General features: G+C 73.3%; 25 protein-coding genes. 15 read left to right on the plus strand and 10 right to left on the minus strand.

The features are described from left to right. Positions 1–31 precede the first annotated feature (31 nt). The 6 genes from IE207_RS13300 (at position 32) to IE207_RS13325 (ending at position 5520) form a co-directional block, all read left to right on the plus strand. Positions 32–1012, plus strand: coding sequence for a YihY/virulence factor BrkB family protein (locus IE207_RS13300; RefSeq protein WP_190184354.1), 981 nt, complete (start codon positions 32–34; stop codon positions 1010–1012). A 49-nt stretch (positions 1013–1061) separates the two neighbouring features. Beyond that, the gene (locus tag IE207_RS13305; RefSeq protein WP_190184355.1) at positions 1062–1859 is read left to right on the plus strand and encodes a phosphatase PAP2 family protein; all 798 of its coding nucleotides are present in this window, start codon (positions 1062–1064) and stop codon (positions 1857–1859) included. A 309-nt stretch (positions 1860–2168) separates the two neighbouring features. Beyond that, positions 2169–3410 carry a globin domain-containing protein gene (locus tag IE207_RS13310; RefSeq protein WP_229873693.1) on the plus strand — a complete coding sequence of 414 codons (1242 nt, stop codon included), beginning with the start codon at positions 2169–2171 and terminating at the stop codon, positions 3408–3410. A gap of 35 nt (positions 3411–3445) precedes the next feature. After that, complete coding sequence (locus IE207_RS13315; RefSeq protein ID WP_373304706.1) at positions 3446–4063, plus strand: pyridoxamine 5'-phosphate oxidase family protein; 618 nt, start codon at positions 3446–3448, stop codon at positions 4061–4063. A 50-nt stretch (positions 4064–4113) separates the two neighbouring features. Then, positions 4114–4986 carry a YihY/virulence factor BrkB family protein gene (locus IE207_RS13320; protein WP_190184357.1) on the plus strand — a complete coding sequence of 291 codons (873 nt, stop codon included), beginning with the start codon at positions 4114–4116 and terminating at the stop codon, positions 4984–4986. A 54-nt stretch (positions 4987–5040) separates the two neighbouring features. Then, positions 5041–5520 (plus strand): SAM-dependent methyltransferase, encoded by a 480-nt coding sequence (locus IE207_RS13325; RefSeq protein WP_190184358.1) that lies wholly within the window; start codon positions 5041–5043, stop codon positions 5518–5520. A 25-nt stretch (positions 5521–5545) separates the two neighbouring features. On the opposite strand, the gene IE207_RS13330 is transcribed toward IE207_RS13325, so the two are convergent. The 4 genes from IE207_RS13330 to IE207_RS33965 all read right to left on the minus strand — a co-directional run bounded on the left by IE207_RS13330 (position 5546) and on the right by IE207_RS33965 (position 10203). Next, positions 5546–6493, minus strand: a complete 948-nt coding sequence (locus tag IE207_RS13330; protein ID WP_190184359.1) for an alpha/beta fold hydrolase — start codon at positions 6491–6493, stop codon at positions 5546–5548. Between the two features lie 30 nt (positions 6494–6523). After that, a complete protein-coding gene (locus IE207_RS13335) occupies positions 6524–8158 on the minus strand; it encodes an FAD-dependent monooxygenase (protein ID WP_190184360.1) in 1635 nt (544 codons plus the stop codon). A gap of 85 nt (positions 8159–8243) precedes the next feature. Next, complete coding sequence (locus IE207_RS13340) at positions 8244–8837, minus strand: putative glycolipid-binding domain-containing protein (protein ID WP_190184361.1); 594 nt, start codon at positions 8835–8837, stop codon at positions 8244–8246. 43 nt (positions 8838–8880) lie between these two features. Beyond that, a complete protein-coding gene (locus IE207_RS33965; protein ID WP_190184362.1) occupies positions 8881–10203 on the minus strand; it encodes a LuxR C-terminal-related transcriptional regulator in 1323 nt (440 codons plus the stop codon). 143 nt (positions 10204–10346) lie between these two features. On the opposite strand from IE207_RS33965, the gene IE207_RS13350 reads away from it, so the two are divergent. The 7 genes from IE207_RS13350 (at position 10347) to IE207_RS13380 (ending at position 16079) form a co-directional block, all read left to right on the plus strand. Further along, positions 10347–11261, plus strand: coding sequence for an NADP-dependent oxidoreductase (locus IE207_RS13350; protein ID WP_190184363.1), 915 nt, complete (start codon positions 10347–10349; stop codon positions 11259–11261). A 73-nt stretch (positions 11262–11334) separates the two neighbouring features. Beyond that, the gene (locus tag IE207_RS13355; protein ID WP_190184364.1) at positions 11335–12048 is read left to right on the plus strand and encodes a response regulator transcription factor; all 714 of its coding nucleotides are present in this window, start codon (positions 11335–11337) and stop codon (positions 12046–12048) included. Further along, positions 12045–13490, plus strand: a complete 1446-nt coding sequence (locus tag IE207_RS13360) for a sensor histidine kinase (RefSeq protein WP_190184365.1) — start codon at positions 12045–12047, stop codon at positions 13488–13490. Before IE207_RS13355 ends, IE207_RS13360 begins: the two co-directional genes overlap by 4 nt. A gap of 170 nt (positions 13491–13660) precedes the next feature. Continuing rightward, positions 13661–14077: a hypothetical protein gene (locus IE207_RS13365; RefSeq protein WP_190184366.1), complete on the plus strand. Its 417-nt coding sequence runs from the start codon at positions 13661–13663 to the stop codon at positions 14075–14077. Next, positions 14074–14280, plus strand: coding sequence for a hypothetical protein (locus tag IE207_RS13370; RefSeq protein WP_190184367.1), 207 nt, complete (start codon positions 14074–14076; stop codon positions 14278–14280). Before IE207_RS13365 ends, IE207_RS13370 begins: the two co-directional genes overlap by 4 nt. Before the next feature lie 102 nt (positions 14281–14382). Next, positions 14383–14931: a DoxX family protein gene (locus IE207_RS13375; protein ID WP_190184368.1), complete on the plus strand. Its 549-nt coding sequence runs from the start codon at positions 14383–14385 to the stop codon at positions 14929–14931. Between the two features lie 116 nt (positions 14932–15047). Further along, positions 15048–16079, plus strand: a complete 1032-nt coding sequence (locus tag IE207_RS13380) for an AI-2E family transporter (RefSeq protein ID WP_229873694.1) — start codon at positions 15048–15050, stop codon at positions 16077–16079. A gap of 2 nt (positions 16080–16081) precedes the next feature. On the opposite strand, the gene IE207_RS13385 is transcribed toward IE207_RS13380, so the two are convergent. The 6 genes from IE207_RS13385 to IE207_RS13410 form a co-directional block, all read right to left on the minus strand. Further along, positions 16082–16387 carry an SHOCT domain-containing protein gene (locus IE207_RS13385; protein ID WP_190184370.1) on the minus strand — a complete coding sequence of 102 codons (306 nt, stop codon included), beginning with the start codon at positions 16385–16387 and terminating at the stop codon, positions 16082–16084. Positions 16388–16500: 113 nt separating this feature from the next. Next, entirely contained in the window at positions 16501–17175 is a 675-nt protein-coding gene (locus tag IE207_RS13390; protein WP_190184371.1) for a response regulator transcription factor, read from the minus strand. Then, positions 17172–18383, minus strand: coding sequence for a sensor histidine kinase (locus IE207_RS13395; RefSeq protein ID WP_190184372.1), 1212 nt, complete (start codon positions 18381–18383; stop codon positions 17172–17174). Before IE207_RS13395 ends, IE207_RS13390 begins: the two co-directional genes overlap by 4 nt. Positions 18384–18479: 96 nt before the next feature. Beyond that, entirely contained in the window at positions 18480–19685 is a 1206-nt protein-coding gene (locus IE207_RS13400; RefSeq protein ID WP_190184373.1) for a serine hydrolase domain-containing protein, read from the minus strand. Positions 19686–19762: 77 nt separating this feature from the next. Further along, positions 19763–21136, minus strand: a complete 1374-nt coding sequence (locus IE207_RS13405) for a uracil-xanthine permease family protein (protein WP_190184374.1) — start codon at positions 21134–21136, stop codon at positions 19763–19765. After that, the gene (locus IE207_RS13410; protein WP_190184375.1) at positions 21133–22260 is read right to left on the minus strand and encodes an aryl-sulfate sulfotransferase; all 1128 of its coding nucleotides are present in this window, start codon (positions 22258–22260) and stop codon (positions 21133–21135) included. The genes IE207_RS13405 and IE207_RS13410 overlap by 4 nt, the downstream gene beginning before the upstream one ends. A gap of 146 nt (positions 22261–22406) precedes the next feature. Here IE207_RS13410 and IE207_RS13415 point away from each other — a divergent pair, with 146 nt between their 5' ends. Both IE207_RS13415 and IE207_RS13420 read left to right on the plus strand, forming a co-directional pair. After that, the gene (locus IE207_RS13415; RefSeq protein WP_229873695.1) at positions 22407–22982 is read left to right on the plus strand and encodes a helix-turn-helix domain-containing protein; all 576 of its coding nucleotides are present in this window, start codon (positions 22407–22409) and stop codon (positions 22980–22982) included. A gap of 324 nt (positions 22983–23306) precedes the next feature. Next, positions 23307–24719, plus strand: coding sequence for a nucleobase:cation symporter-2 family protein (locus IE207_RS13420; protein ID WP_190184376.1), 1413 nt, complete (start codon positions 23307–23309; stop codon positions 24717–24719). The last annotated feature ends 38 nt before the right edge of the window (positions 24720–24757 follow it).

The raw sequence follows: 24757 nt of genomic DNA on the forward strand, positions 1-24757 counted from the left end.
TACCGCACCAGCCACACAGGGGGTTACGCACATGGGCACCGCGACGCGGGTACCGCAACGCAGCGAGGTAGTCGCTGTTGAGGCCGAACTGGAGGTGGAGGGCGAGGAGCTGTCCGCCGAGGAGGCCTGGTCGGCGCTGCGCCGGTACGGGGGCTGGAGCCTGGTGCGGGACTCCTTCATCCGGTTCCGGTACGCCGACGGTTTCAGCCACTCCAGGGCACTGGCGCTCCAGACGGTCCTGTCGATCGTCCCGCTCGCCATCGCCGTCATCGGCCTGTCCGGCGTGCTGCACACCGAGGACGTCGGCCGGGTCGCGGAGCTGACGATCCGCCGGCTGGCGAGCGGGCCCAGCCAGGACGTGGTGGACGACGCGCTCGCGCAGAGCCGCCACCGGGCCGGGGACGGTGGCCAGGTCGCCCTGTGGCTCGGCCTGCTCTTCTCGGTCGTGAACGTGACGACGAGCCTGTGCCAGGTCGAGCGCGGCGCCAACCGCATCTACGGAACGGAACGCGACCGGCCGTTCGTGTTCAAGTACACCCGCGGGCTGGTGATGTCCGTGCTGGCCGGGCTGCCGCTGGGGCTCAGCTTCGCGGTCACCGTGCTCGGTGCGGAGCTGAGCCGCGCCGTGGCGGAGGTCTACCACCTCGGCCCCGGCACGATCCGCGTGTGGGACGTGCTGCGCTGGCCGCTGGGGATCCTGCTGGCGATCCTCGCCACCAGCGCCATCTTCCGTCTCTCCCCCCGCCGCACGCAGCCGGGCTACACGTGGCTGGCGTTCGGCGCGGCGGTCTACTTGGTGCTGTGGCTGATCGCGACCTGGGGACTGAGCCTGTACGTCGGCGCCAGCGGCTCCTTCGCCACCGTGTACGGGCCCCTCAGCGCGTTCGTGTCGCTGCTGTTGTGGTCCTACCTCACCTCGACGGCCCTCTTCCTGGGCCTGTCGTTCGCCGCGCAGCTGGAGGCCGTACGGGCCGGGGTGAGGGAGCCCGTCACCGAGGACCCCGGAGTCTGACGGGCCCCCGCCCGGCACGGCACACACTGTGAAAGGAAGCACGAGGAACATGGCACGACCCTTCACCCGCCCGCGGCGGCTCGTCACCCGGCTCCTGTCCGGCCGGGCGGGGCCCGACGCGCGGTTCGGCGTGCGCCTGGTGACGACGGTGGCCGCCACCGCGCTGGTGTCCGTGCCCTTCGCGGTCGCCCTGGTACTGGTGGAGTCCCGGTGGGGACCTTTGCACCGGCTCGACCAGGGGGCGGCCGAGGGGCTCCACGGTGCCGCGCTGGAGCATCCCGCCTGGGTGCGGGTGCTCGACTTCCTCACCGACGTGGTGTGGGGTCCGCTCACCATGCGTCTGCTCGTGGCGGCGCTGGTGGTGTGGCTCCTGTTCCGCGGGGCGGTGCGCCTGGCGCTGTGGGCGGCGGTCACCGCGACGGCCGGCGGGCTGCTCGGGCTGCTGGTGAAGAACGCGGTGGAGCGGACCCGGCCGCATCTGGCCGATCCCGTCGCGCACGCGCCCGGATTCTCCTTCCCCTCCGGTCACGCCATGACGGCCACCACGTCCTGCGCCGTTCTGCTGCTGGCCCTGTTGCCGCTGGTGCCGCGTGCCTGGCGTCCGCTCCCGTGGGCCGTCGCGGCCGTTTCGGTGATCGGCGTGGGCTACACGCGGGTGGCGCTGGGCGTGCACTGGGTCAGCGATGTGGTGGGGGGCTGGCTGCTCGGGCTGGCGGTGGTCACGGCGACCACCTTGGCGTTCGAGGCGTGGCGGGCGAATGTCGGACGCACCCGGACCACGCCCGCGCAGGGTCTGGAGCCGGAGATCATGGCCGAGCACCCCGAGCCCCCGGCGGGAGTCCGCTGAGCGTCGCGGGGACTTCCCTGGAGCTGGAGCCGGAGCTCTCGGCGTCGCGGGCACTTCCCTGGAGCTCTCGTGCATACTCCCAACCGGCCCAGGCAATACGACAAGATCTGGAGGCGAGTTCTAGCAGATACCACCCTTCCCCTATTCGACAACCTGTTTGAAGATCATGGGCGGTCCGGAAGCATTACATCCGCTTCTATGGCCAGGCGCCCCTACCCGATGAGGACTCATGCTCCCCCGACACGACACTCTCTCTTCCGACCCGATATGGAGATCCGTCCGGACAACGAGCGGGGGAGCGCTGATCCTTTGAGGTTCCGGATCGGCCGTCCCAGCAATCCGCCCGCCCACCAGCCCAGGGAAGAACCGGCAGACCTGTCCGCCCCCGCCGGGGCCCCGCCCCCGGCCGTCGGCGCAGCCTTGTCGGAGCACGAGATACATCTGATCAAGGCTTCGGCGTCGGCGGTCGCCCCCGTGGCCGAAGAGATGACGGTCTACTTCTACGCCATCCTGTTCGCCCGCTACCCGCAAGTGCGTCCGATGTTCCCGCCCGGCATGGACGCCCAGCGCGGTCGCCTCCTGCGCGCGCTCCTGCACATAGTGGACGTGGTCGACGACCCCGAGAACCTGGTCCGCTTCTGCGGGCACCTCGGCCGCGACCACCGCAAATTCGGCACTCTCGCCGCGCACTTCCCGGCGGTCGGCGAGTGCCTGCTGGCCTCACTCGCCCGCTACGCGGGCCCGGCCTGGACGCAGGACATCGCCGACGCGTGGACGAAGGCGTACGGCCTGGTCTCCCAGGTCATGATCGCGGCCGCCGAGGAGGACGAGGCGGTGCGGCCCGCCGTCTGGCCGGCCACGGTGGTGCACCACCTCCCGCGCGGACACGGCATCGCCGAGATCACCGTTCGTCCCCACCTGCCCTACGCGTACCAGGCCGGGCAGTACGTGAGCATGGAGACGCCGTGGTGGCCGAAGCTGTGGCGCTACTACTCCCCCGCCAACGCGCCCCGCGCCGACGGCACCCTCACCTTCCACGTCCGCGCGGTGCCCGGCGGCTCGGTCAGCGAAGCGCTGGTCCACCGGGCCGCGGTGGGTGACGTCCTGCGGCTGGGCCCCCCGATGGGCGACATGGTCCTGGACGCAGCCGTGCACAAGGACCTGCTCTGCGTGGCCGGTGGTACCGGGCTCGCCCCGATGCGGGCCCTCATCGAGGAGGTCGCCCGTCGCGGAGGACGCCACCAGGTGGATCTGTTCCTCGGCGCCCGCACCGGCGACGAACTGTACGGGGTGGACGACATGCTGCGGATGGTCCAGCAGTACCACTGGCTGACCCTGCGGGGCGCGGTCTCCCACGAGCACATCCCGGGCCTGCGGGGATCACTGCCGCAAGTGCTGGCCGAGTACGGGCCCTGGTACCAGCACGACGCGTTCCTCAGCGGACCGGCGGCAATGGTCGCATCCGCCAGCGAAACGCTGACCCGCCACGGTACGTTGCCCGACCGTATCCATCACGACCCGTTCGAGACCCCCGTCCTGTCCGCTCGCTGAACCCGGATCCCCGTTCACTCTCCCAGGAGCAGTCCGTGATCTTCCCCCCACCGTCGACCGGTTCGGCCGGTGAGCACCGGTTGCAGCAGCAGCTGGGCACGGCCGAGCGCGCCGCCCGCTTCTACGACCAGCAGGTACGCCCCCACCTGACGGACGAGATGCGGGAGTTCATCGGCTGCCAGAGCATGGTGTTCCTGGCGACCGCCGACTCCCACGGCGAGTGCGACGCCAGTTTCCGCGCCGGGCCGCCGGGATTCGTCCACGTCATCGATTACCGGACGCTCGCCTACCCCGAGTTCCGCGGGAACGGCGTCCTCGCCAGCGCCGGCAACATGATCGAGAACCCCCACCTGGGCATGCTCTTCGTGGACTTCACCCACCACCACGTGGGACTGCACGTCAACGGCGTCGCCCGGCTCTACGACGACGCCGAGCTGCGCCGCTTCCACCCCGGCCTGCCCACCGACGTCGCGCCGGGGCGGGGCCCCCAGCTGTGGGTCCACGTCACGGTCCAGGAGGCGTACATCCACTGCTCGAAGTACATACCCCACCTGGAGCCGGCTCCCCGGCCCCTGGGCCACGACCCGGCGCGTCCCAAGGACGCGGACTACTTCACCAAGCGCCGCACCGCGGTGTGGTCGGGACTTTCCTGACGCGGCGCGCACGGGCGCATGTGCACGGATGTGAGGGGCACGAGCGCGCTGTGACATCGACTCTGAGCAGCGAAGGGCGCCGTGGGCGGACCCCCGCCGCGGCGCTCGCGGCGCGCGCCCGCGGCGCGTTGCGCGGGACGGCCGTACGGCTCTGGCACGACAACGTCGCGGACTCCGCGGCGGCCCTCACCTATTACGGCCTGCTCGCGCTGCTGCCGGCGCTGGTGGTCGCCGTCTCCCTGGTGGGGCTGCTCGGAGACCCCACGCGGGAGCGCCTCGTCGCCGAACTCACCTCCTACGCGCCTCCCCAGTCCGCGCAGGTGCTGCAGGACGCGCTGAACGGCCTGTCGGCGGCGCACACCTCGGTGTGGACCCTGGCGATGGGCGGCCTGGTGAGCGCGCTGTGGTCGGCCTGCAGTTACCTCGCCGTGTTCCGCCGGGCCCTGCACACGATGCACCGGGTCCCCGACACCCGGCCGCCGCTGCGGGCGGCCCACATGCTGCTCATCACCTCCGGCCTGCTCCTGCTCCTACTCATGGCGGGCGCCGTGGGGCTGGTCGCGTCCGGTCCGCTGGCCCGGCGGCTCGCCGCGGCCGCCGGGGTGGACGTCGGGAGCCTGACCGTCCTGCGCTGGCCGGTCCTGCTCGCCGTCGTCACGCTGCTGATCCTGATCCTCTTCCGTACCGGACCGGCCGGTACCCGCGGCACCCGGCGCGGGCTGCCGGGCGGTGTCCTGGCTGCGGCCCTGTGGCTCGGCGCGTCACTGGTCTTCACCCTCTACACGCAGCTGAACACCTACGGCCGCCTGTACGGCTCGCTGGCCGGCGTGATCGTCTTCGTGGTGTGGCTGTGGTTCGCGAACCTCGCGCTGCTGGCGGGGGCCCAGTTCAACAGGGAGCTGGCACGGGGCAGCGCCGACTGACGGCCCGGACGTACTGTGTTCCGTGATCGTTTCCGGCTCCGGGAAGGCGTGTCCGTGACGGAGAAGAGTGCTCCCGCCGAAGTGGTCTCGGATCCGGTGGCCCGGGTCGTCGGCGGGCGGACCGAGGTCCACGACGACGCCTGGGAGGAGGTGTCGGCGGTGATCCGGCTGGACGAGCGGTTCGGGCCGGAGGCGCTCGCCGGGCTGGACTCCTTCTCCCACCTGGAGGTCGTCTACCACTTCGACCGGGTCCCGGCGCAGCAGGTGGAGACCGGGGCGCGGCATCCGCGCGGCAACACCGACTGGCCGCTGGTCGGCATCTTCGCCCAGCGCGGCAAGAACCGTCCCAACCGGCTCGGGGTCTCCCGTTGCCGGCTGCTGCGCGTCGACGGGCTCGACGTCCACGTGCAGGGTCTCGACGCGGTGGACGGCACGCCCGTGCTCGATCTCAAGCCCTACATGGCCGAGTTCGGCCCCCGGGGCGCCACCAGCCAGCCGGACTGGGCGACGGAGATCATGCGCCTGTACTACTGACCGGGGGGAGCGGGCCCCGGCCCCGTCAGCGGCCGGGGCTGCGTTCCACGACCAGACGGACGGCGGCGGTCGTGAGGTCCGGGTCGTGGAGCTGGACGTAGTGGTCGCTGCCCGTGGCGAGCAGGTGCGGGGTCTGCGGGGCCAGTGTGACCAGCGACTGCTGGGCCTTCGGCCAGGCGGCCTCCAGCCGGGCCAGGAGTTCCCTGCTCATCGAGGCGGGCGCCGCGAAGGGCTCCGTCTTGCTGAGGACGGCGAGCGGGACGTTCGGGAGCCTGCCTGCCCGGTCCACGGCCGTCACCGCCCCGTCGATGTCGACCTGTTCGAACGCCGGATCGTCGTCGTAGGGGGTGCCCGGGTGGCGCAACTCGTCCACGTACCGCGGCCAGGCGGCGCCGAGGCCCCGTTTCAGCGCCGGGGCGAGCGCGTCGACGAGGACGAGGCCGCGGGTCCGGTCCGGGTGCTGCTTCGCGTACAGCAGGGTGATCAGGCCGCCGTAGGAGTGCCCGACCAGTACGTACGGTCCGGGCACCTTCCCCGCGGTCAGGACCCGGTCGAGGTCCCGCACCACGGCGGGCAGCTCCCGCGTGCCGGTCACCGGGCTGCTGCGGGTGGTGAGGGCCGGCGGATCGGTGTCACGCAGGGTGCCGGGCCGGTCGTACAGGCAGACCCGGGTGAACGCCGCCACGCCCGGGAAGACGGCCGGCGCCTCGGGCACGGGCGGCTTGGTGTCGGTGAGGGTCCAGCTGTCGGACGACTCGTGCAGGCCGGCCACCAGGACGACGGTCGGCGCGCCGGTGCCCCGGCAGTGCAGGTACACCCTGCGCCCGCCGCCGACGTCGACGTGCTGGACGGTGTCACCGCCGTCGGCGGACGGCGCGGGGGCCGGCGGGCGGGCAGCGGCGGGCAGCCCCGCGCACAGCGTCAGCGCGGCGGTGACCGCCGCCAGGACGGCGGCGCGGGGGCGTCGTGGCATGACCGGGGACCTCCTTACGGCGGGGGCCGGCTACGGTGCGAAGATGCGGGAGAGGTACGAGGCGAGGCCGGCGCCGGCCGGCGGGCAGAGGCGGGCGCCCAGGTAGCCGTCGGGACGCACGACGAAGGCCGCGGGCTCCTCCCCCGTCCCGTACAGCCGCGCGAACTCGCCCTGCGCGTCGCGGTACACGGGCACCGGGGCCGCCCTTCCCGCGTCGGTGGTGGCGAGCACCGCGCAGATGTTGATGCGGCCCGGGGCCAACTCCTCGATGACCTCGACCAGTCGTTCGACATGGGGCACTTCGGGCCCGTTCCCGTAGAGCACCAGGGTGTGCTCGCGGCCGCGCAGTACGTCGAACAGCCGCAGCGGGTACGCGGCGACCTCCGCGACGAGCCCGCCGCAGTCGGGCGCGCGTTCACCGGGCTGAGGTCCCGGGCCCGCCCCGGGCTCCGCCGGCTCCACGAGGGGGCTGTCGGGGTAGCGGACGAGGAGTTGCGCCTCGCGCCGCATCAGGGTCATGGGGTCCGCCGGGTCGGTGTCGATGCCCGCGGTGGCGTGGCGGACGGTGCGCCCGACCACCTCCTCGCCGACCGGACGGCGCTCGGCGTCGTAACTCGCGGTCAGGTCCGGGTCGGCGGTCCACTCGACGGCCAGGGCGAGCTTCCACGCCAGGTTCCAGGCGTCCTGGATGCCGGTGTTCATGCCCTGCGCGCCGGTCGGCGGGTGGATGTGCGCGGCGTCCCCGGCCACGAAGACCCGTCCCTGGCCGTACCGGTCCACCAGCCGGTGGCTGATCCGGAACACGGAGGACCAGCGCAGCGCGGACGCGGTCGTCGGCTGCGGCGACAGCCGGTCCAGCACCTTCTGGACGTGGGTCAGATCGGGCGCACGGCCGCCCTCCAGGCCGTGTGCCACCTCGTCGCCGCCGGTGGGCGCCGCGGCGGAGAGCTCGGGCGGCACCAGCATGGACATGCGGTACCGGTGCACGCCGGGCAGCGGGATGCACACCAGCAGGTCGTCGAGGGCGCCCTCGGCGTCCCGGTGTTCGCTGCGGACTCCGTACCCGTGGGGCACGTCCCAGTCGACTTCGACGTCGGCCAGCATGTACTCGTCGGGCAGGGCGCCCCCTTCGAAGGCCAGCCCGAGACCCTTGCGCACGGTGCTGTGCGCGCCGTCGCAGCCGACGAGGAAGCGGGTACGCACCTCCTCCTCGCCGTACGGGGTGCGCAGCAGGCTGGTCACGCCGGTGGAGTCCTGCGTGAAGGAGACCAGCTCGGTTCCGCGTTCGATCGCGGTCCCGAACAGGTTGAGGTACTCCTCCAGGATGCGCTCGGTCTCGTACTGCGGCAGGGCGGCGAAGCCGTACGGCACCTCGGGCGGCAGCGCCAGATCGATGCGGCCCCTCTCGGCGCCGTTGAGGTACAGGAACTGTCCGCGCATCGGTACGGCGATGTCGAGGGCGGCCTGGACCAGGCCCATCCGGTCCCACAGCTCCAGGGTGCGGGGCTGGATCCCGACGGCCTTCGCGTAGGGGAGCCTGGCCGGGAGCCGGTCGACGATGCGGCATGAGGTGCCACGTCTGCGCAGTTCGGCCGCGGCCGACAGACCGACCGGTCCGGCGCCCGCGACCAGGACGTCCGCGTGTGCCGCATCGTGGTGCGCCATGGCGCTCTCCCCGGGTGTGGTCCCCCGCACGAAGGATGCTCTTCCATGGTGGCCCGGCGGTGCGCGACCGGCCATCGCACGGCGGTCAGGGTCCGGGGACCGGCACGGCGGTGGCGAGCTGCGGGTAGTCGACGACCACGCCGTCCGCGTCGAAGACGACGTCACTTCGGAAGTCACCGGACTCGTAGCGGATCCGGGACCCGGTCTGACCGGCCCACAGCGGGGTGTAGGTCTGCCGGTCCGCGCTCACCACGAGGTCGGGTACGCGGACCCAGGCCATCAGGAACGTGCGCGCGGCGGCGTCGGGCCGCTGGTGGAGGCCGTGCCGGAGCACCGGCATGGTGTTGGTGAGCGGGCACAGGCCCAGGTCGCAGTCGAGGGCGCCGTCGAGGTCGGGCCGGGGCGCGCCGTTCGCCGTCCACCGCCCGTCGTCGTCGCGGCGCAGCTCGAGGCGGGCCGTCGTACGGTGCGTCTCCACGGTGACGGACAGGCGCCGGGTCACGTAGTGCGCTCCGGTCTCCAGCTCGTACGCCAGCCAGTAGGGCGCCGGTTCCAGCCCCACGGCCCGGCCGCGGGCGCGCAACCGGCCTGCGGCGAGCTCCGCCCACGCCGTGGTGTACCCCCGCGAGGGCAGGACTTGCCAGGTGCGCACCAGGGCGTGCGTGTCGAGCGGCGCCATGGGGGCAGTCTAGGGCGGGTCCGGCCGGCCCTGCCGGTATCCCTTACGCGGCCGCGTGGAAGAGCGCCGCCGCCTCGCCGCGGGAGGCTACGCCGAGCTTCGTCAGGATCTTCGCGACGTGGAACTTCACCGTCGATTCGCTGATGTGCAGTTCCTGGGCGATGGCGCGGTTGCGGTGTCCTTGTGCCAGCCGCGTCAGGACTTCGAGTTCCCGCCCGCCGAGGGTGCCCAGCGGGTCGGTCGCGGCGGCCGCGGGCGCGTCCGGGGTGGTCAGGGGGATGAGCGCGGTCACGGTGGTGCCCCAGCCCGGGACGGGGTCGATGTCGAGGCGTCCGCCGAGGACTTCCAGCCGGTCCGCGATGCGGGTGGGGCCGAGGCCGCAGTAGCTCATGCCGCCCGGCCCGTCGTCCCTGACGGTCACCCGCAGGTCCGGTCCGGTGATCTGCCAGCCCACGTGGACGCGGGTGACGGGGTCCTGTTCCAGGACGGCCAGCAGCAGCTCGCGGGCGATGGCCCGCCCCGTGTGGGCCACGTCGGCGGCGACGCTGCGGGTGGAGTCGGGTGCGCCCAGCTCCAGTCGTACGGGGCTGTGGCGCAGCAGCGGGCGCAGCGAGTCCGCGAGCCGGGCGAAGGCCTCGTCGACCCGTTCCTCGGCCATGGCCTGGTCCCGTTCCGCCTCGGCCCGCAGTTCGGCCAGTGCGGACACGGCGAGTTCGGTGGCGGTCGAACGGGCGGCCGCGTCGTGGAGGTTGCGGCTGCGCAGGACCCCGAGGAGGGCGGTCAGGGTGGCGCTGTGACGGGCGCCCAGTTCGGCGATGACCCGGGCGCGGGTGTCCGCCGCGGCGCGGGACCGGGCGAGGGCACCGGGGGCGGCCTCCGCGGACAGCCGGTCGACGTGGCTGGTGACCAGGTCCCACAGCGCCTGGACCACGGCGAGCGCCGCGTCCTCGGCGGGGGCCGCGCCCTCGTCCCGTACGAGGACCAGGAGTGCGCCCCGCCGGGTCGCGTCGGTCATGACCGCGATGACGGGCCGGTCGGCCCCGGCGATCGTCGCCCTGCCCTGCCAGGGCTGTCCGGCGGTGCCCGACAGGAACAGCGGCTCCATCTCCGCCGTGCTGATCCGGGTCGCGTACACCTCGTCGCCGAAGGACTTGAACGGTGAGTGGGCGCAGTGCGTGGACAGTTCGGCGGCGGCCCGGTGCGGCACGAGGCCGGACAGGACGGCGGAGAGCCGGGGCAGGATCTGCCCCAGCGGCTGCCTGATGACGTCGTATCCGGCGGCCAGCGTGGCGAGCGTCGCCTCCCCTGCCGCGAGCACGGGGGCCGTCGGGAGGGTGAGGGGCGCGGCGGTCACGATCAGCTCCATGAGGTCAGCCTAGCCAGCGCCGCCCTGACCCCCACTGGACTTTCGGCCAGGTGGGACTGGCCTTAAGGCGGGCCGGTTTCCCCGCCGCCCGGCCAGAAGCTTGATCCATCAGCCGACAAGGTTCACAGCGGGGAGAGACCGGCATGGAAGCGATCGTCTACGAAGAGTTCGGCGGCCCGGAAGTTCTGCGTCACGAGCGGATCGGCAAGCCGGAGCCGCGCCCCGGGGAGGTCCGGGTGAAGGTGGTGGCCGTCGGCGTCAATCCGCTCGACTACAAGCGGCGTTACGGCTGGGTCGAGGAGTTCTACCCGAGCGTGTTCCCGATGGTCCCGGGGCTGGAGTTCGCGGGTGTCGTGGACGCGGTCGGTGAGGGCGCCACCCATGCCGCCGTGGGGGACGAGGTCATGGGCTGGACCCGCACGGGAGCGTACGCCGAGTACGCCATCGCCGACGACATCGTGCCCAAGCCGGCCGGACTGTCCTTCGAGCAGGCCGCCTCGTTGCCGGTGGCCGGCGAGACCGCGCAGCGGGTCCTCGACCTGCTGCGGGTGAAGGCGGGCGAGACGCTGCTGGTGCACGGGGCGGCCGGAGTGGTCGGCTCGGTGGCGGTGCAGCTCGCGGTGTCCGCGGGGATCACCGTCGTCGGCACTGCTTCCCTGCCCAACCACGACTACCTGCGCGCCTTGGGTGCGGTGGCGGTCGAGTACGGGGACGGTCTCGCCGAGCGGGTGCGGGCGGTGGCTCCGGAGGGTGTGGACGCGGTGTTCGACGCGGCCGGCCAGGGCGTGCTGCCGCTGTCGATCGAGCTGGCGGGCGGCTCCGCCGAGCGCGTGGTCACCATCGCCGATCCGGACGCGGCCGTCCACGGGGTCCTCTTCAGCGGCGGTGGTACGGATCCGGCGGCGATCCGCGCCGGCCTGGCGGAGCACGCCCGCCTGGCCGCGGAGGGCCGCTTGCAGGTGCGGCTCGGGGAGGTGTTCGCCCTGGCGGACGCCGCGGAGGCGCAGCGTCTGAGCGAGTCGGGCCACGCCCGCGGCAAACTGCTGATCCGGCCCTGAGGTGCACCGGGGGCCCGGGTGCCGGGCCCGGCCCGGTTCGTGAGAGGGTCGGGCCCGACACGAGGAGGGCAGGGTGACCGGTGCGGCGTCCAAAGGGCTGGTCCTGGTGGCGGACGACGACGCCGCCATCCGTCGCTCGCTGGAGCGCGGGCTGCGGCTGAGCGGTTTCACGGTGCTCCTCGCCGAGGACGGCCCGGGGGCGCTGCGGCTGCTCGCCGACCGGAGCCCGGACGTCCTGGTCCTGGACGTGTCGATGCCCGGCCTGACCGGTACGGAGGTCTGCCGCGACCTGCGTGAGCGGGGGGACGAGACGCCCGTCCTCATGCTGTCGGCGCTCGACGAGCTGGCCGACCGGGTCGCGGGGCTCCAGGCCGGGGCCGACGACTACCTGGTGAAACCGTTCGCACTGGAGGAACTGGTGCTGCGGCTGATCGCCCTGCTGCGGCGCCGGCCGGCCCAGGCCCCGTCGGACGTACTGAGGGCCGGTCCGCTGGTGGTGGACGAGGCCACCCGCCAGGTGCACCACGGCGAGGCCGAAGTACACCTGACCAGGCGGGAGTTCGAGCTCCTGGTGCAGTTCGTGCGCAACGCCGGGATCGTCTTGACCCGGGACCGGCTGCTGGACCGGGTGTGGGGCTACGACTTCGAGGTGCGCACCGATGCCGTCGACACCTTCGTGAGCTACTTGCGGCGCAAGCTGGAGGAGGGCGGCCGTCCCCGGCTGATCCACACGGTGCGCGGCGTCGGCTTCGTCCTGCGCGTGCCGGGCGAGCGGAGCCGGCCGTGAAGCTCGCCACCCGCATCGCGCTCTCGGTGACCGTGGTGGTGCCCCTGCTGGTGCTCGCGGCGGGGCTGCTGGTGCTCGGGCTGGTCACCCGCGATCTGCACCAGCAGCAGGACGCCCGGTTGCGGGACCGGGCCTCCGCCGTCCTGCCCGACGTCAGGGCGCTGCTCGCGGCCGACGTGAAAGGCCGCCCGAAGGTGGAGCAGAACCAGCACCGCAAGGTCCTCGGCGACGCCCTCGACGCCGGGGTCAGAGTGCGGGGCGCGGACGGGAGCGTCGTGCTGGAGGGCGGCCCCCAGCCCGCCGATCCGGCCCGGCTGCCCGAACGGACGCCGGAGGGGCCCGTCACGGTCCGCTCCAAGGGGCACGCCTGGCGGGTGCTGGCCGTCCCGGTGGCCGGTGCGGCGCCGGGCACGCTGTGGCTGGTCACCCCCGCCTCCGCCACCGACCCGCAGCTCGTCGCCGTGCGCGGCCGGGTCCTGCTGGTCGCGCTGGTGTCGGCTCCCGTGTCGGGGCTGATCGCGTACGGCCTGGCCGGGCGCGCCACCGCCTCCGTGCGGCGGCTGAGCCGCCGGGCCGCCGCGCTCGACCCGCGGGCGGGCGCCGCGGCCTTCGCGACGGCGCCGACGGACATCGCCGAGGTGGACGAGCTGTCGGCCGCCATCGGCCAGTTGCTGGCCCGCTACGACGAACAGGCGGTCCGGACGGCGCAGGCGCTGGAGACCGCCCGTTCGTTCTCCTCCGCCGCTTCGCACGAGCTGCGCACACCGCTGATGAGCATGCGGACGGACCTGGACGTGCTCGCGGCCCACCCCGACCTCTCCCCCGGTGAACGGGCCGAGGTGGTCCGGGACCTCCAGGCCGACCACGCCCGGCTGCTGGAACTGCTGACGGCGCTGCGGATGCTGGCCCGGGGCGATCTGGTGGAGGCGTCCGCGTTCGGCCCGCTGGACCTGGCGGAGCTGGTGGACGCGGCGGTGGCCGACACCGTCCGGCGCCGGCCGCAGGCCCGGCTGAGCGCGGAACTCCCCGCCGAGCTGCGGGTCCTCGGCTGGGAGGCGGGGCTGCGGATCCTGCTCGACAACCTGCTGGCCAATGCCGTGACCCACGGGCACCGGCCGGACGAGCCGCCCGTGGTCGTGGTCCGGCTGCGGGCGGCGGGCGGGTACGCGGTGCTGACCGTGGACGACTCGGGGCCGGGCGTCCCGCCCGGCGAACGCGAGGCCGTCTTCGGGCGCTTCCACCACCGCCCGGGCAGCCCCGGCTCGGGGCTCGGGCTGACGCTGGTCGCGCAGCAGGCGGCGCTGCACGGGGGCACGGTCACCATCGGGGAGGCGCCGGGTACGGCGGGCGCCCGCTTCGAGGTGCGGCTGCCGCTGTCGGCGCCGGACGCTCCCGTCCCGCCGGTCGCGTCCCGCCGGGACTGGATCTCGCGCGGCGGCTGAGGACCGTCCCGTACGGGAACGGGACGCACGGGAGCCGGACCCACGGGCGCCCGGGCGCCCGGGCGCCCGGGCGCGGGCCCACAAGAAAACCACAAAGACGCCCCCTACCGTCCTGCACGGCTGGACCGCCCGAGGACAGCCAGCACAGTCCGTACGAAGGGGATACCACCATGCTCCACAGCCGCAGGACCGCCGCCGCGATCGGCGCCGTCGCGCTGACCGGCGCCCTGTTCGCCGCCGCCCCCGCGCAGGCCGACGCCGCCCCGGGCGCGAGTGCCTCGCCGAAGTCCGCGCCGAAGTCGGCGCCCAAGGGCGACGGCGCCAAGGCGATCTGCAAGCGTCTGCCGAAGACGGAGGACCGCGTCAACGCCGCGGTGACCCGCCTGAACGGCGACGCCACCGTCTCCGGGTCCATCGCCCGTCTGGAACAGCGCGTGAACAACGCCAAGGCCGAGGGCCACACCGAGATCTACACGTACCTCAACGACCGCCTGACCGCCCGCAAGAACCTGCTGCCCACGCTGCAGAAGCGGCAGGCGGACCTCAAGGGGGTCAGCACCTGGTGCTCCGCCCAGAAGTCCAAGTGACGGGGCGCGCCGCCGCGGGCTTCGCCGCGCTCGCCGCCGGGGCGGTCCTGCTGCTCACCGGCTGCGGACCGGGCGCGAGCGCCCAGCCCAAGGCGCCCCGGTCGGTGTCGGACGACGCCAAGGTCAAGGAGATGCAGGACAAGCTGGACGCCGCCGACGACGCGGCCGCCCAGGCGGACACGGACGCCACTCAGAACAACTGAGCATGTGGGCCATTCGGCTGCGGTGGCGCGCGCGGGCGGTGCGACGGGGTGAGGCTTGCGGTCAGGTCTTCCGGTCACCCGCCTAGGGAAAGGTCCGATCCCATGCCGTTCCGCCATCGCAAGGACCTGGGACTGCTGGCCCTGCGCCTCGGCGCGGGGGGCGTGCTCATCGCACACGGCACCCAGAAGCTCTTCGGCTGGTTCGGCGGTGGTGGCCTCGCGGGCACCGCCCAGGCCATGGAGCACATGGGGTTCACCCCGGCGCGCCCCAGCGCCATCGCCGCCGGGCTCGGTGAAGCCGGCGGCGGTGCGCTGCTCGCGCTGGGCCTGGCCACGCCCGCGGCGGGGGCCGCCGCGGCCGGTGCGATGGCGGGGGCCGTCTCCGTCCACGCGCCCGCCGGGTTCTTCGCCCAGGGCGGCGGTTTCGAGTACCCGGCCTTCCTCGGCTTCGTCGCGGCGGGCCTGGGACTCGCGGGGCCGGGGAGGTTCTCCCTCGACCACTTCACGCGTCACCGGCTGGACCGGCCGGCCGTGCTGGTGCTGGCCTTCACCGTCAGCGCGGCCGCGGCGACCGTCGTCGTCACCCGTCGTAACGCGGCCGTGGCCGCGGCGGCGTTGGCGGCCGACGAGGGCCCGGACGACGGCGCGTAATGCCCAGGCGGTCCACAGCGCGCCCTGCGCGCCGGGATACCGACGAGACGCGCGCCCGTATCCGTTCGGCTGCCCGCCGGGCCCGCGGCGGCCACCCGGTCCCCGGCCCGTCCGAAGTGGCCCCGTTGCTCGTCACGCTGGCGGGGTACGCCTGGCGGATCCTGGTCCTGGCCGCCTTCGCGTACGCCATCTTCGTCGTCCTGGGGCGGTTCCACGAGGTCGCCGTGGCGGTGTTCCTCGCACTGGTGGTGACGGCGATGCTCCGGCCGCTCGCGGATCTGCTGGCCCGTTGGGTTCCGCGGCCGCTGGCCGTCGCCTGCGCCCTGATCGGCAGCATCGTCCTGGTCCTCGGCGTCCTGGCGTTCGTCGGGGAGACCGTCGCCAGTCATTGGGACTCGCTGGTGACCGAGTTCAAGGACGGCCTGGGCCGGATCCAGCCGTGGCTGGAGCGGCCGCCGCTGCGGCTGAACGCGGGCGCCCTCAGCGATGCGCAGGCCCGCATCGGCGAGTACCTCTCCAGCCACCGCTCGGACGTCGTGAACACCGCCGTCACCGGGGCGGGCCGGCTCGTGGAGGTCCTCACCGTCGCGGCGCTGGCCCTGTTCTGCTCGGTCTTCTTCATCCACTCCGGCGACCGGCACTGGCAGTGGTTCTGCGACCAGCTCCCGGCCGGTGCACGCCACCGGGTCGCCGTGGTCGGCCGTGCCACCTGGCGCACCTTCACCGGCTACACCCGGGGCATCGTGCTGGTCGCCGGGACCAACGCCATCCTCGTCGGCGTCGCCCTGCTGGTGCTGCGCGTGCCGCTCGCCGTGCCGCTCGCCCTGCTGGAGTTCATCGCGGCGTTCATCCCGCTCATCGGCTCCCCCGTGGCCCTCGCCGTCGCCACCATCATCGCGCTGGCCACCCGGGGACCCCTTATCGCGGGGCTGGTGGTCGTACTGATCGTGGTGATCGGGCAGATCGAGGGCCATCTGCTGCACCCCCTCGTCATGAGCTGGGCCGTGCGGCTGCACCCGGTGATCGTGGCCCTGTCGGTGATCGCGGGCGCGATCGCCGCCGGGGTGGTCGGGGCGGTGGTCGCGGTTCCGCTGGTCTCGGTCCTGTGGTCGGCCGGCCAGGCGCTGCGTTCCACCGCCCCGACCTGACCTCAGCGGCGGCGGCCCCTGGCCGCCTCGGCGGCGGGACCGAACTGTTCGTCCAGTACCGACAGCCGTCGCCAGTACTCGTCCTCGTCGATCTCCCCGGAGGCGAAACGCCGCCCGAGGACGGCGATCGGCCCTGCCTCAGCCGGGGATCCGTGGCCGCCGCCGAGGGAGGGACGGCCCGCGGCCCACGGCCGGCCCCGCGACACCGTGCGGCGCAAGGCCGTGACGACCGTGATGACGACCGCCGCCCAGATCAGCGGGAGGAAGAGGATCCACGGGCCGGGCCCGTCGAATGCCAGCGTGTCCATCGCGTTCAGCTCCTTGGAAGTGGTCCGTCCGACGCTTGCCAGACTCCCCCGGACGGCGGCCCGCGTCGTCCTACGGGCGGCGGCCGTGCGGGTACCTCCGGCGGAGTAGGCGTTCAGCCGAGCCAACCGGGCCTGACCAGGCCGGATTCGTAGGCGAGCACCACCAGCTGCGCCCGGTCGCGCGCGCCGAGTTTGACCATGGTCCGGCTGACGTGGGTCTTCGCGGTGAGCGGGCTGACCACCAGGCGGCGGGCGATCTCCTCGTTGGACAGGCCCATGCCCACCAGGGTCATCACCTCGCGCTCCCGCTCGGTCAGCCGGCCCAGCCCCGCGGCCCCGGCGGCCGCCGCGGGCTTCTTGGAGCGCGCCGCGAACTCCGCGATCAGACGGCGCGTCACCCCGGGTGAGAGCAGCGCGTCGCCGGCCACGACCGCCCGCACGGCCCGTAGGAGTTCCTCCGGTTCGGTGTCCTTGACGAGGAAGCCGGACGCGCCGGAGCGGATCGCCTCGAAGACGTACTCGTCCAGGTCGAAGGTGGTCAGCATGACCACCTTCACCGAGGCCAGGGCCGGGTCGGCGGTGATCTCGCGGGTGGCGGCGAGGCCGTCGAGCACGGGCATCCGGATGTCCATCAGGGCGATGTCGGGGGTGAGCGCGCGCACCAGGCGTACGGCCTCGGCCCCGTCGGGCGCCTCACCCGTGACCTCGATGTCCGGCTGTGCGTCGAGCAGGGCCCGGAAGCCGGCCCGGACCAACTGCTGGTCGTCGGCGAGCAGGACGCGGATCATCGGTCCTCCCCGGGTACGGGGCTTGCGGGGCCGGTCAGGGGGAGCCTGGCCAGCACCCGGAACCCGCCGTCGGGGCGCGGCCCGGCCTCCATGGTGCCGCCCTGGGCCGCGGCCCGCTCGCGCATGCCGATCAGTCCGGTGCCGCTGCCGCCCGCCTCGTCGCCGGTGGCGGGGCCGTCGTCGTCCACGCCGAGCTCCAGGCGGCCGGGCCCGCGGGCGATGCGGACCCGCGCGGTGCGGGAGGCGGAGTGCCGGACCACGTTGGTCAGGGCCTCTTGCACGATGCGGAAGGCCGCGAGGTCCGTGGCCGCGGGCAGGGCGCCGGGTTCGCCTTCGACGGTGACGGTGAGTCCGGCCGAGGCCGCCTGGGCGACGAGTTCGTCGAGCCGGCCGAGGCCGGGGGCGGGCGCGCGGGGCGCCTCGCCCGGGGCGCGCAGGGTGTCGAGGACCTGCCGGACCTCGCCCAGTGCCTCCTTGCTCGCCGCTTTGATGGTGGTCAGCGCGGTACGGGCCTGCTCGCGGTCGGAGTCGAGCAGCGCCAGGCCCACGCCCGCCTGGACGTGGATGACGGAGAGGCTGTGGGCCAGGACGTCGTGGAGTTCGCGGGCGATGCGCAGCCGCTCCTCGCCGGCCCGGCGGTGTTCGGCGGCCGCCCGCTCGGCGCGGTCGCGGGCCCACTGCTCGCGGCGCAAGCGGATCAGTTCGCAGGCGGCGAGCACGGCCGCCACCCAGGCGGTGACGCCGGCCTCGGTGCCCCAGCCGGCGGGTCCGTCGCCGGGCGGCGGGAGCCACCGGTAGAGCCAGTGCCCGATGAGGAGGTGCCCCGTCCACAGCAGGGCGGCGGCGGTCCAGGCCGCGTACCGGTGGCCGGCGAGGACGGCGGCGAGGCAGGCCAGGGCCACGCTGATGAACACCGGGCCGTAGGGGTAGCCGCCCGCCAGGTAGGCGAGGGTGACGGCGCAGACGCCCGCCAGGACGGGCACGGGACGGCGGTGGCGCAGGACCAGCAGGGCGGGGCCGGTCAGCAGCAGGACCCGGCCGGTGACGCCGAGCGGCTCGCTGCCGGGCTGGAGGCGCCCGGCCCATCCGCTGCCTGCCACGGCGATCACGGCGACCAGCAGCGAGGACCGCCACGGCAGCCCGCCGTGGCCGCCCCGCCCCGCCCGACCTGTCCACCGCGCCGCGCCGTGCCGCCGCAACTCCGCCATGCGGCCACGCTAGACGCGCGGGCGTGTCCCCGTCGTCCGCCGGACGGGGCGGGCGGGCGTACTCCCCGGGGAGTACGCCCGCTCCGGGCGGCGCGTTCAGTGGGTGGTCAGCGGGTGGTCCGGGGCGAGGGCCCGGGCGATGCGGGCGGCCACCGTCTGGCCCGGGTTCTCTTCGGTGGCCTTGGGACCTTGCGTGGTGGTGACGGCGATGGACAGCTTCTGCGCCGGCAAGTAGGCCTGCACGGCCGCGTAGCCGCTGAACGACGGGTTCTGGATGATCCAGTCGTGGACGACGAGGACGCCGAAACCGAAGTGCTGCGCGGCGGTGTTGCTCAGGCAGACGTCGGCGGGGCAGGTGTCGCTCTTGCCGCCGAGGCCGACCGTGCCGGGGTCGAGCAGCGTCTTGAGGCCCTGCGGGGAGAGGAGTTCACCGCTGCCGATGGCCCTGGCGGAGCGGGCGACGTCGCAGATGTCGCTGGTGAGGACCGCGCCCGCCGCGGTCGTCCAGGACGGGTTCCAGTAGCTGGACTCCTCGTAGACGCCGCGTTCGGAGGTGAAGGCGTGGAGCGCTGGGGCCGGGATCTCGGGGGTGAAGCCGTTGTGCGTCCCGTGCAGTGCGAGCGGGGTCAGGATCCGCTCGCTCAGCAGCCGGTCCAGGCGGGTGCCGGTGATCTTCTCCAGTGCGACGCCCAGGATCTGGAAGTTGGCGTGCGAGTAGCTCCAGCTGGTGCCCGGCTTGTACCACAGCGGTGGGGCGGTGGCGATGTCGACCACGTCGGAGAAGGTCCAGTGCCGGAAGGGCGCGGCTTCGAGTTCGGCGAGGAACTTCTTGTCGGTGACGTAGTCGTGGAGCCCGGAGGTGGAGCTGCCCAGCATGCGCAGGGTGATCTCGGAGGCGTGCGGCAGCGTGGGCAGCCAGCGCGAGACCGGATCGTCCAGGCTCACCTTTCCTTCGTCGACCAGCTGGAGCAGGACGGTGGCCATGTACTCGATGGCGACGGAACCGGAGCGGAAGTGCATGGCGGGGTCGGCGGGGACGCCCGTCATGGACTCCCCCGTGGCGCCGGTGACGACGTCCCGGTCGCCCGAGACCACCTTGAAGATCACCGAGTTCAGGTGCAGGTCCTGGGACGCCTTCCGGACGACGTCCCGGACCCGGGCCGCCTGACCGCCCACGGTCGGCGGGGAGGAGACGCAGGCCTGCGGCTCGCTCGCGGCGGCCGCCGTGGAGGGGATGCCGGTGGGGAGGATCGCGGCGACGATTCCGGCAACGCCGAGCAACGCCGTTCGGGTACGCCTCACGCTCCTCAGTATCAGCGCAAGCCCTCCACTGCGCACCGCGCCCCCTCACGCCGTACGGGACCGGCTTGCGCCTTCCGTTACGGGGCGGCCCGCCGGACCGGGGCGGACCGGTGCAGGAGCGCGTGGAGCAGCACCGCGGCGAGGGTGCCCGCCACGACCCCGCTGCCCAGGACCGTCCGGGCCCAGCCGGGGAACCCCTGGTAGAGGTCGGGCGCGACCACCGGCAGCAGACCGGCCGTCAGGGCCAGTGCCGCCACTGTCGGGTACGAGCTCCCGCCCGGGGTCTCGTCGGCGGCGGCCGGCAACGCCCGCCCCAGCATGGTGACGCCCATGACCGCGATGATCCCGTAGATCACGAGGGCCGAGCCCCCGACGACCGCCGCCGGGATGGCCGCGAGCAGCCGGGACAGCGGGGCGAGCAGACCCACCAGGACCAGCAGCACGCCCGCCCCCGCCGTGACGAACCGGCTGCGCACACCCGTCAGGCGGCCGATGCCGATGTTCTCCGCGCTGGTGACCAGCAGGGACGTTCCGAACAGGGCGCCGAACACCGAAACCAGTGCGTCGGCCCCGGCGACCCTCGGCACGTCGCGACCGGGATTGCTGTCCCGGCCCACCGTCTCGCTGTTGAGGACGGTCTGTCCGGTGACTTCGGCGAGGGTGGTGAGGCCGAACACGAGCAACGGCAGGGCGGCGAGCACGTCGAAGTGGGGTGCCCCGTACGGGAGGAGGTGCGGCAGCGCCAGGGCGCCGAGGCTCCCGCCGCCGGCCGGCGCGAAGGCACCCAGCCCCGTGGTGAGCGCGATCAGGGCGCCGGCGCCCATGCCGAGCAGTACCGCGGTCTGCCGCCAGACCCCGCGCAGGACCAGGAGCAGCAGCACGGTGCATCCGATGGTGGCGGCGGCCAGGACCACCGCCGAGGGGGCGGCGTACCCGGGGGCGCCGCGCGGGCCGGTGATCAGCTGGGCGGCGACCCGGATCATCGCGATGCCGATCAGGAGCACCGTGGTGCCCATGACCAGCGGCGGGAAGAGGCGCACGATCCTCGCGTAGAACGGGAGCACGGCGAGCAGCAGGGCCGCGGCGAGGAGGACGGACCCGGTGGCGGTCGCGGGACCGTGTTCCTTGGCGATCTGGAGGAAGAGGGCGGTCGCCGCCCCGCCGGGCAGCATGACGAACGGCAGCCGGGCCCCGATCCGCCAGAGCCCGAGGGACTGGAGCAGCGCACCCGCTCCGCACAGCAGGAGGGTGGCGCTGAGCAGGGACGCGGTGCGGGCGGCGTCGAGTCCGAGGGCCTGGCCCGTCAGGAAGGTGGTGGAGACCGGGGCTGCGATCATCGCCAGGACGTGCTGCGTGGACAGCGGTACCAGCCGGCGCAGCGGCAGCCGCTCGTCCACGGGCAGCGTCGGCTCCGGCGAGCGCGCCGCCGCGAGGGAGGACGGGGCGCTCACGACGCGTTCCCCGCGTCCAGCCACGGCAGTTCCCGCGCGGAGTAACGGTAGGCGCGGAAGACGGCGTTGGGCTCGGAGGGGAACAGCCCGCGCACCTCGGACTCGCGGTAGCCGCCGAAGTACGGGACCACGTACTCCCAGCACAGGTAGCCCTCGGGGGTCACCTCGAAGAGCCGCCCGGACGGCGAGTCCGTGACGAGCGTGTTGCCGCCCGGAAGGCGCTGCGCGCTGCCCATGAACGGTGCGAAGAACGCCTCGCGCGCCGGGTCGTGGTACTCCCAGACGACCTTGCCCGACGACCGCTCGATCTCGATGACGCGTGAGTACGGTACGTCCGAGTGGGGCCGGAAGACGCCGTTGTCGAAGACGAGCAGGTTGCCGTCCGCGAGTTCGGTCGGCGCGTGCTGCTGGGAGACGACGCCCGGCTCGGTGCGCCACAGGATCTCACCGGTCTCCCGGCTGATGACGACGACGGCGGAGACGCTGCGCAGGCTGGCCAGGATGTTGCCGTCGGCGAGCGGCAGCACGCTGTTGATGAGGGGCCAGTGCTCGCGCGAGTAGGCGGGGTGGAGCGCGTACTCTTCGCGGTCGAGGTGTTCGGCGGCGCTCCACGCCCAGGTCACGGCCCCGTCCGCGTCGACCTCGCGGATGGTGTCGGCCCATACGGTGGCGTCCGTCTCGGAGCCGGGTACGCCGCCTCGTACGCCGTCGGCGTCGGCGCCGCGCAGCGGTTCGAGCGCTGTGTACAGGAGGCGGCCGTCGCCGAAGTGGTGGGCGTCGTGGTGCTGGAGCGGGTCGCGGTACTCGCGCAGGACCGTGCCGTCCGGGGCGGCTTCGAGCATGACGCCGCCCCGGTACTTGTGCCACATGGGGAAGAGGGCCGGCTCGCCCGGGAGTACGCCGCTGTAGGCGAGATTGCCGTTGCCGAGGATGCGGGCGTGGCGGCCGGGGCGGTAGGGGAGCTTCCACTGGTGCACGACCGTGCCGAACGCGTCGATCAGGTACACCTCGCCGGTGCCGGTGAGCGGGGCGAAGAGGGTGTAGCCGCCTTCGCTGACGTCGGGGTCGAAGGCGATCAGGCCGGTGCCCCGGCGGCGGCGTGCGTTCTGGTCGACTGCGGACATGGGGGTCCTCCTATGAAACTTTCTTTGATGACACCAACTGGATGAGAAGGTAGCGGCGCAATGTTGCGGCAGCGTGACGGCCGTGCGAAGCCGCCCGCGGGCTGCGAGAAGATGATCCGCAGAGCAGACCGGAACCGAGGAGTCACGTGACAGACGAAGCGCCCGCAGCGCCCGCACCACGGATCGGCGCGGGCATCCGCCGGCGGCGCAGGAGCCTCGACCTCACGCTGGCCGAGGTGGCGTCCCTGAGCGGCCTCTCCTCTCCGTTCCTCAGCCAGGTCGAGAACGACCGGGCCCGCCCCAGCATGCGCTCGCTCCAGCTCATCGCGGACGCCCTGGAGACGACCGCCGTCCAGCTGATGGCCGCCGCCGAAGCCCCCCGCCGGGTGGACGTCGTGCGCGCCGGCGCCGACACCGGACTGGATCCGGTGGCCCGGGTCCGTCCGCTGGTGCGCGGCCACCACCAGATGCACGCCCTGGAGTTCACCGGGGACCACGACGCGGACCGGGCGTTCGAGCACCGCAACGACGAGCTGATGTACGTCGCCGACGGCTCCGTGGAGGTCGAGGCGGACGGCCGCACGCACCACTTGGGCCGGGGCGACACGCTCTACCTCTCGGGCGGGGTCCGCCATCGCTGGCGTGCCCTGGAACAGGGCACGCGCGTACTGCTCGTCGCCGTGGCCGACCACATCGAGGCCGCCCCGGACCCCCGCGCCTGACCCGGCCGGAATGCTCGGGGGCGCCGCCCGCCGGTGCCTCCCCCGCCGGGGCCCGCAGGTTACTCGCGAGGAAAGCCCACATGTGGCTATGGTGAGCGCCCTCGGTCAAAGACTCCTTCGGATCCCAAGGAGAAGCGCGTCTTTGCGCGCCGATCGAAGGGCAACCTGCCACTCCAGGGCCCGTATTCCAGTGCAGAGCGACGTGCTGTCGGCAACACCGCCCGGCGTCGGCTCGGTACGAGCCGACTCGCCCTCGCCCCGTCATCCCCGGGGCTGGAGGGCGGCGGTCTTCTCATTCACCTACCTCGCGAAGGCAAGGCAGAGATGGCACGAGTCACCCGACAGTCCTCCCGGCAGCAGCAGACGCATCCCGTCGACGAGTTGCTGCCGTTCCCCCAACTCGCCCTGTACGGCTTCCAGCACGTCCTGGCCTTCTACGCGGCGGCCGTCATCGTTCCCGTCCTCCTCGGCAGCGCTCTGGGCCTCTCCCGCCCGGAGCTCGTCCACCTCATCAACGCGGACCTGCTGACCTGCGGTATCGCCTCGATCATCCAAGCGCTCGGGGTCTGGAAGATAGGCGCCCGGCTGCCGCTGGTCCAGGGCGTCACCTTCACCGCCGTCTCCCCCATGATCGCCATCGGGCTCGGGGCGGGCGGCGGCACCGCCGGCCTGCTCGTCGTGTACGGCGCGGTCATCACCGCGGGCATCGCGACCTTCCTGTTCGCGCCCGTGTTCAGCAAGCTGGTCCCGTACTTCCCGCCCGTCGTCATCGGCACGATCCTCACGATCATCGGGATCACCCTCGTCCCGGTGGCCCTGCAGGACGCGGCCGGCGGTGCGCGGCTGATCGGCACCCCCGCCTACGGGGAGCCGAAGAACCTCGCGTACGCCCTGGGCACCCTGCTCTTCATCCTGGCCATGGCCCGCGTCGGCAAGCCGTTCCTGAGCAGCGTCGCCGTGCTGCTCGGCCTGGTCGGCGGCACCGCCGTCGCCTGGCTGCTCGGGGACGCCGACTTCTCGGCGGTGGGCGACAGCGACTGGCTCGGGGTCACCACCCCCTTCCACTACGGCATGCCCCGGTTCGAACCGCTGCCGATGATCGCCATGCTCGTCGTCATGCTGATCACGATGGTGGAGACCACCGGCGACGTGTACGCCATCGGCGAGATCACCCGCAAGCGGGTCGACACCGACACGGTCGCCCGGGCGCTGCGGGCCGACGGCGCCGCGACGGTGCTCGGCGGGATCCTCAACTCCTTCCCGTACGTGGCGTTCGCCGAGAACATCGGCCTGGTGCGGATGTCCAAGGTGATGAGCCGGTACGTGGTCGTCGCGGCGGGGGTGTTCATGGTCGTGCTGGGGCTGCTGCCCAAGGCGGGCAGCCTGGTCGCTTCGATCCCGAACCCGGTGCTCGGCGGGGCCGCGCTGTCCATGTTCGGCATGGTGGCGGCGGTCGGCATCCAGATCCTGGGGAAGGTGGACCTGCGCGAGGAGCGCAACGCCCTGATCCTGGCGGTCAGTCTGGGCGCCGCGCTGCTGCCGACCACGGTGGCGCCGTTCTTCGAGCGGATGCCGGACGACGTCCGGGCCGTGCTCGACAGTGGCATCACGCTGGGCGCGCTGACGGCGATATCCCTGAACCTCCTCTTCAACGTCTTCACCAGCCGCTCCACGATGGAGATCGACTGGGACGACGTCGAGGACGACGTCCCGCTCCGGCCGCGCTACGCGCCCTAGGCCCCGTCCGGACGGTCGTTGCGGCTCGCGCCGAAGGG

The organism is Streptomyces cirratus (assembly GCF_014650775.1).
Taxonomy (GTDB): domain Bacteria; phylum Actinomycetota; class Actinomycetes; order Streptomycetales; family Streptomycetaceae; genus Streptomyces; species Streptomyces cirratus.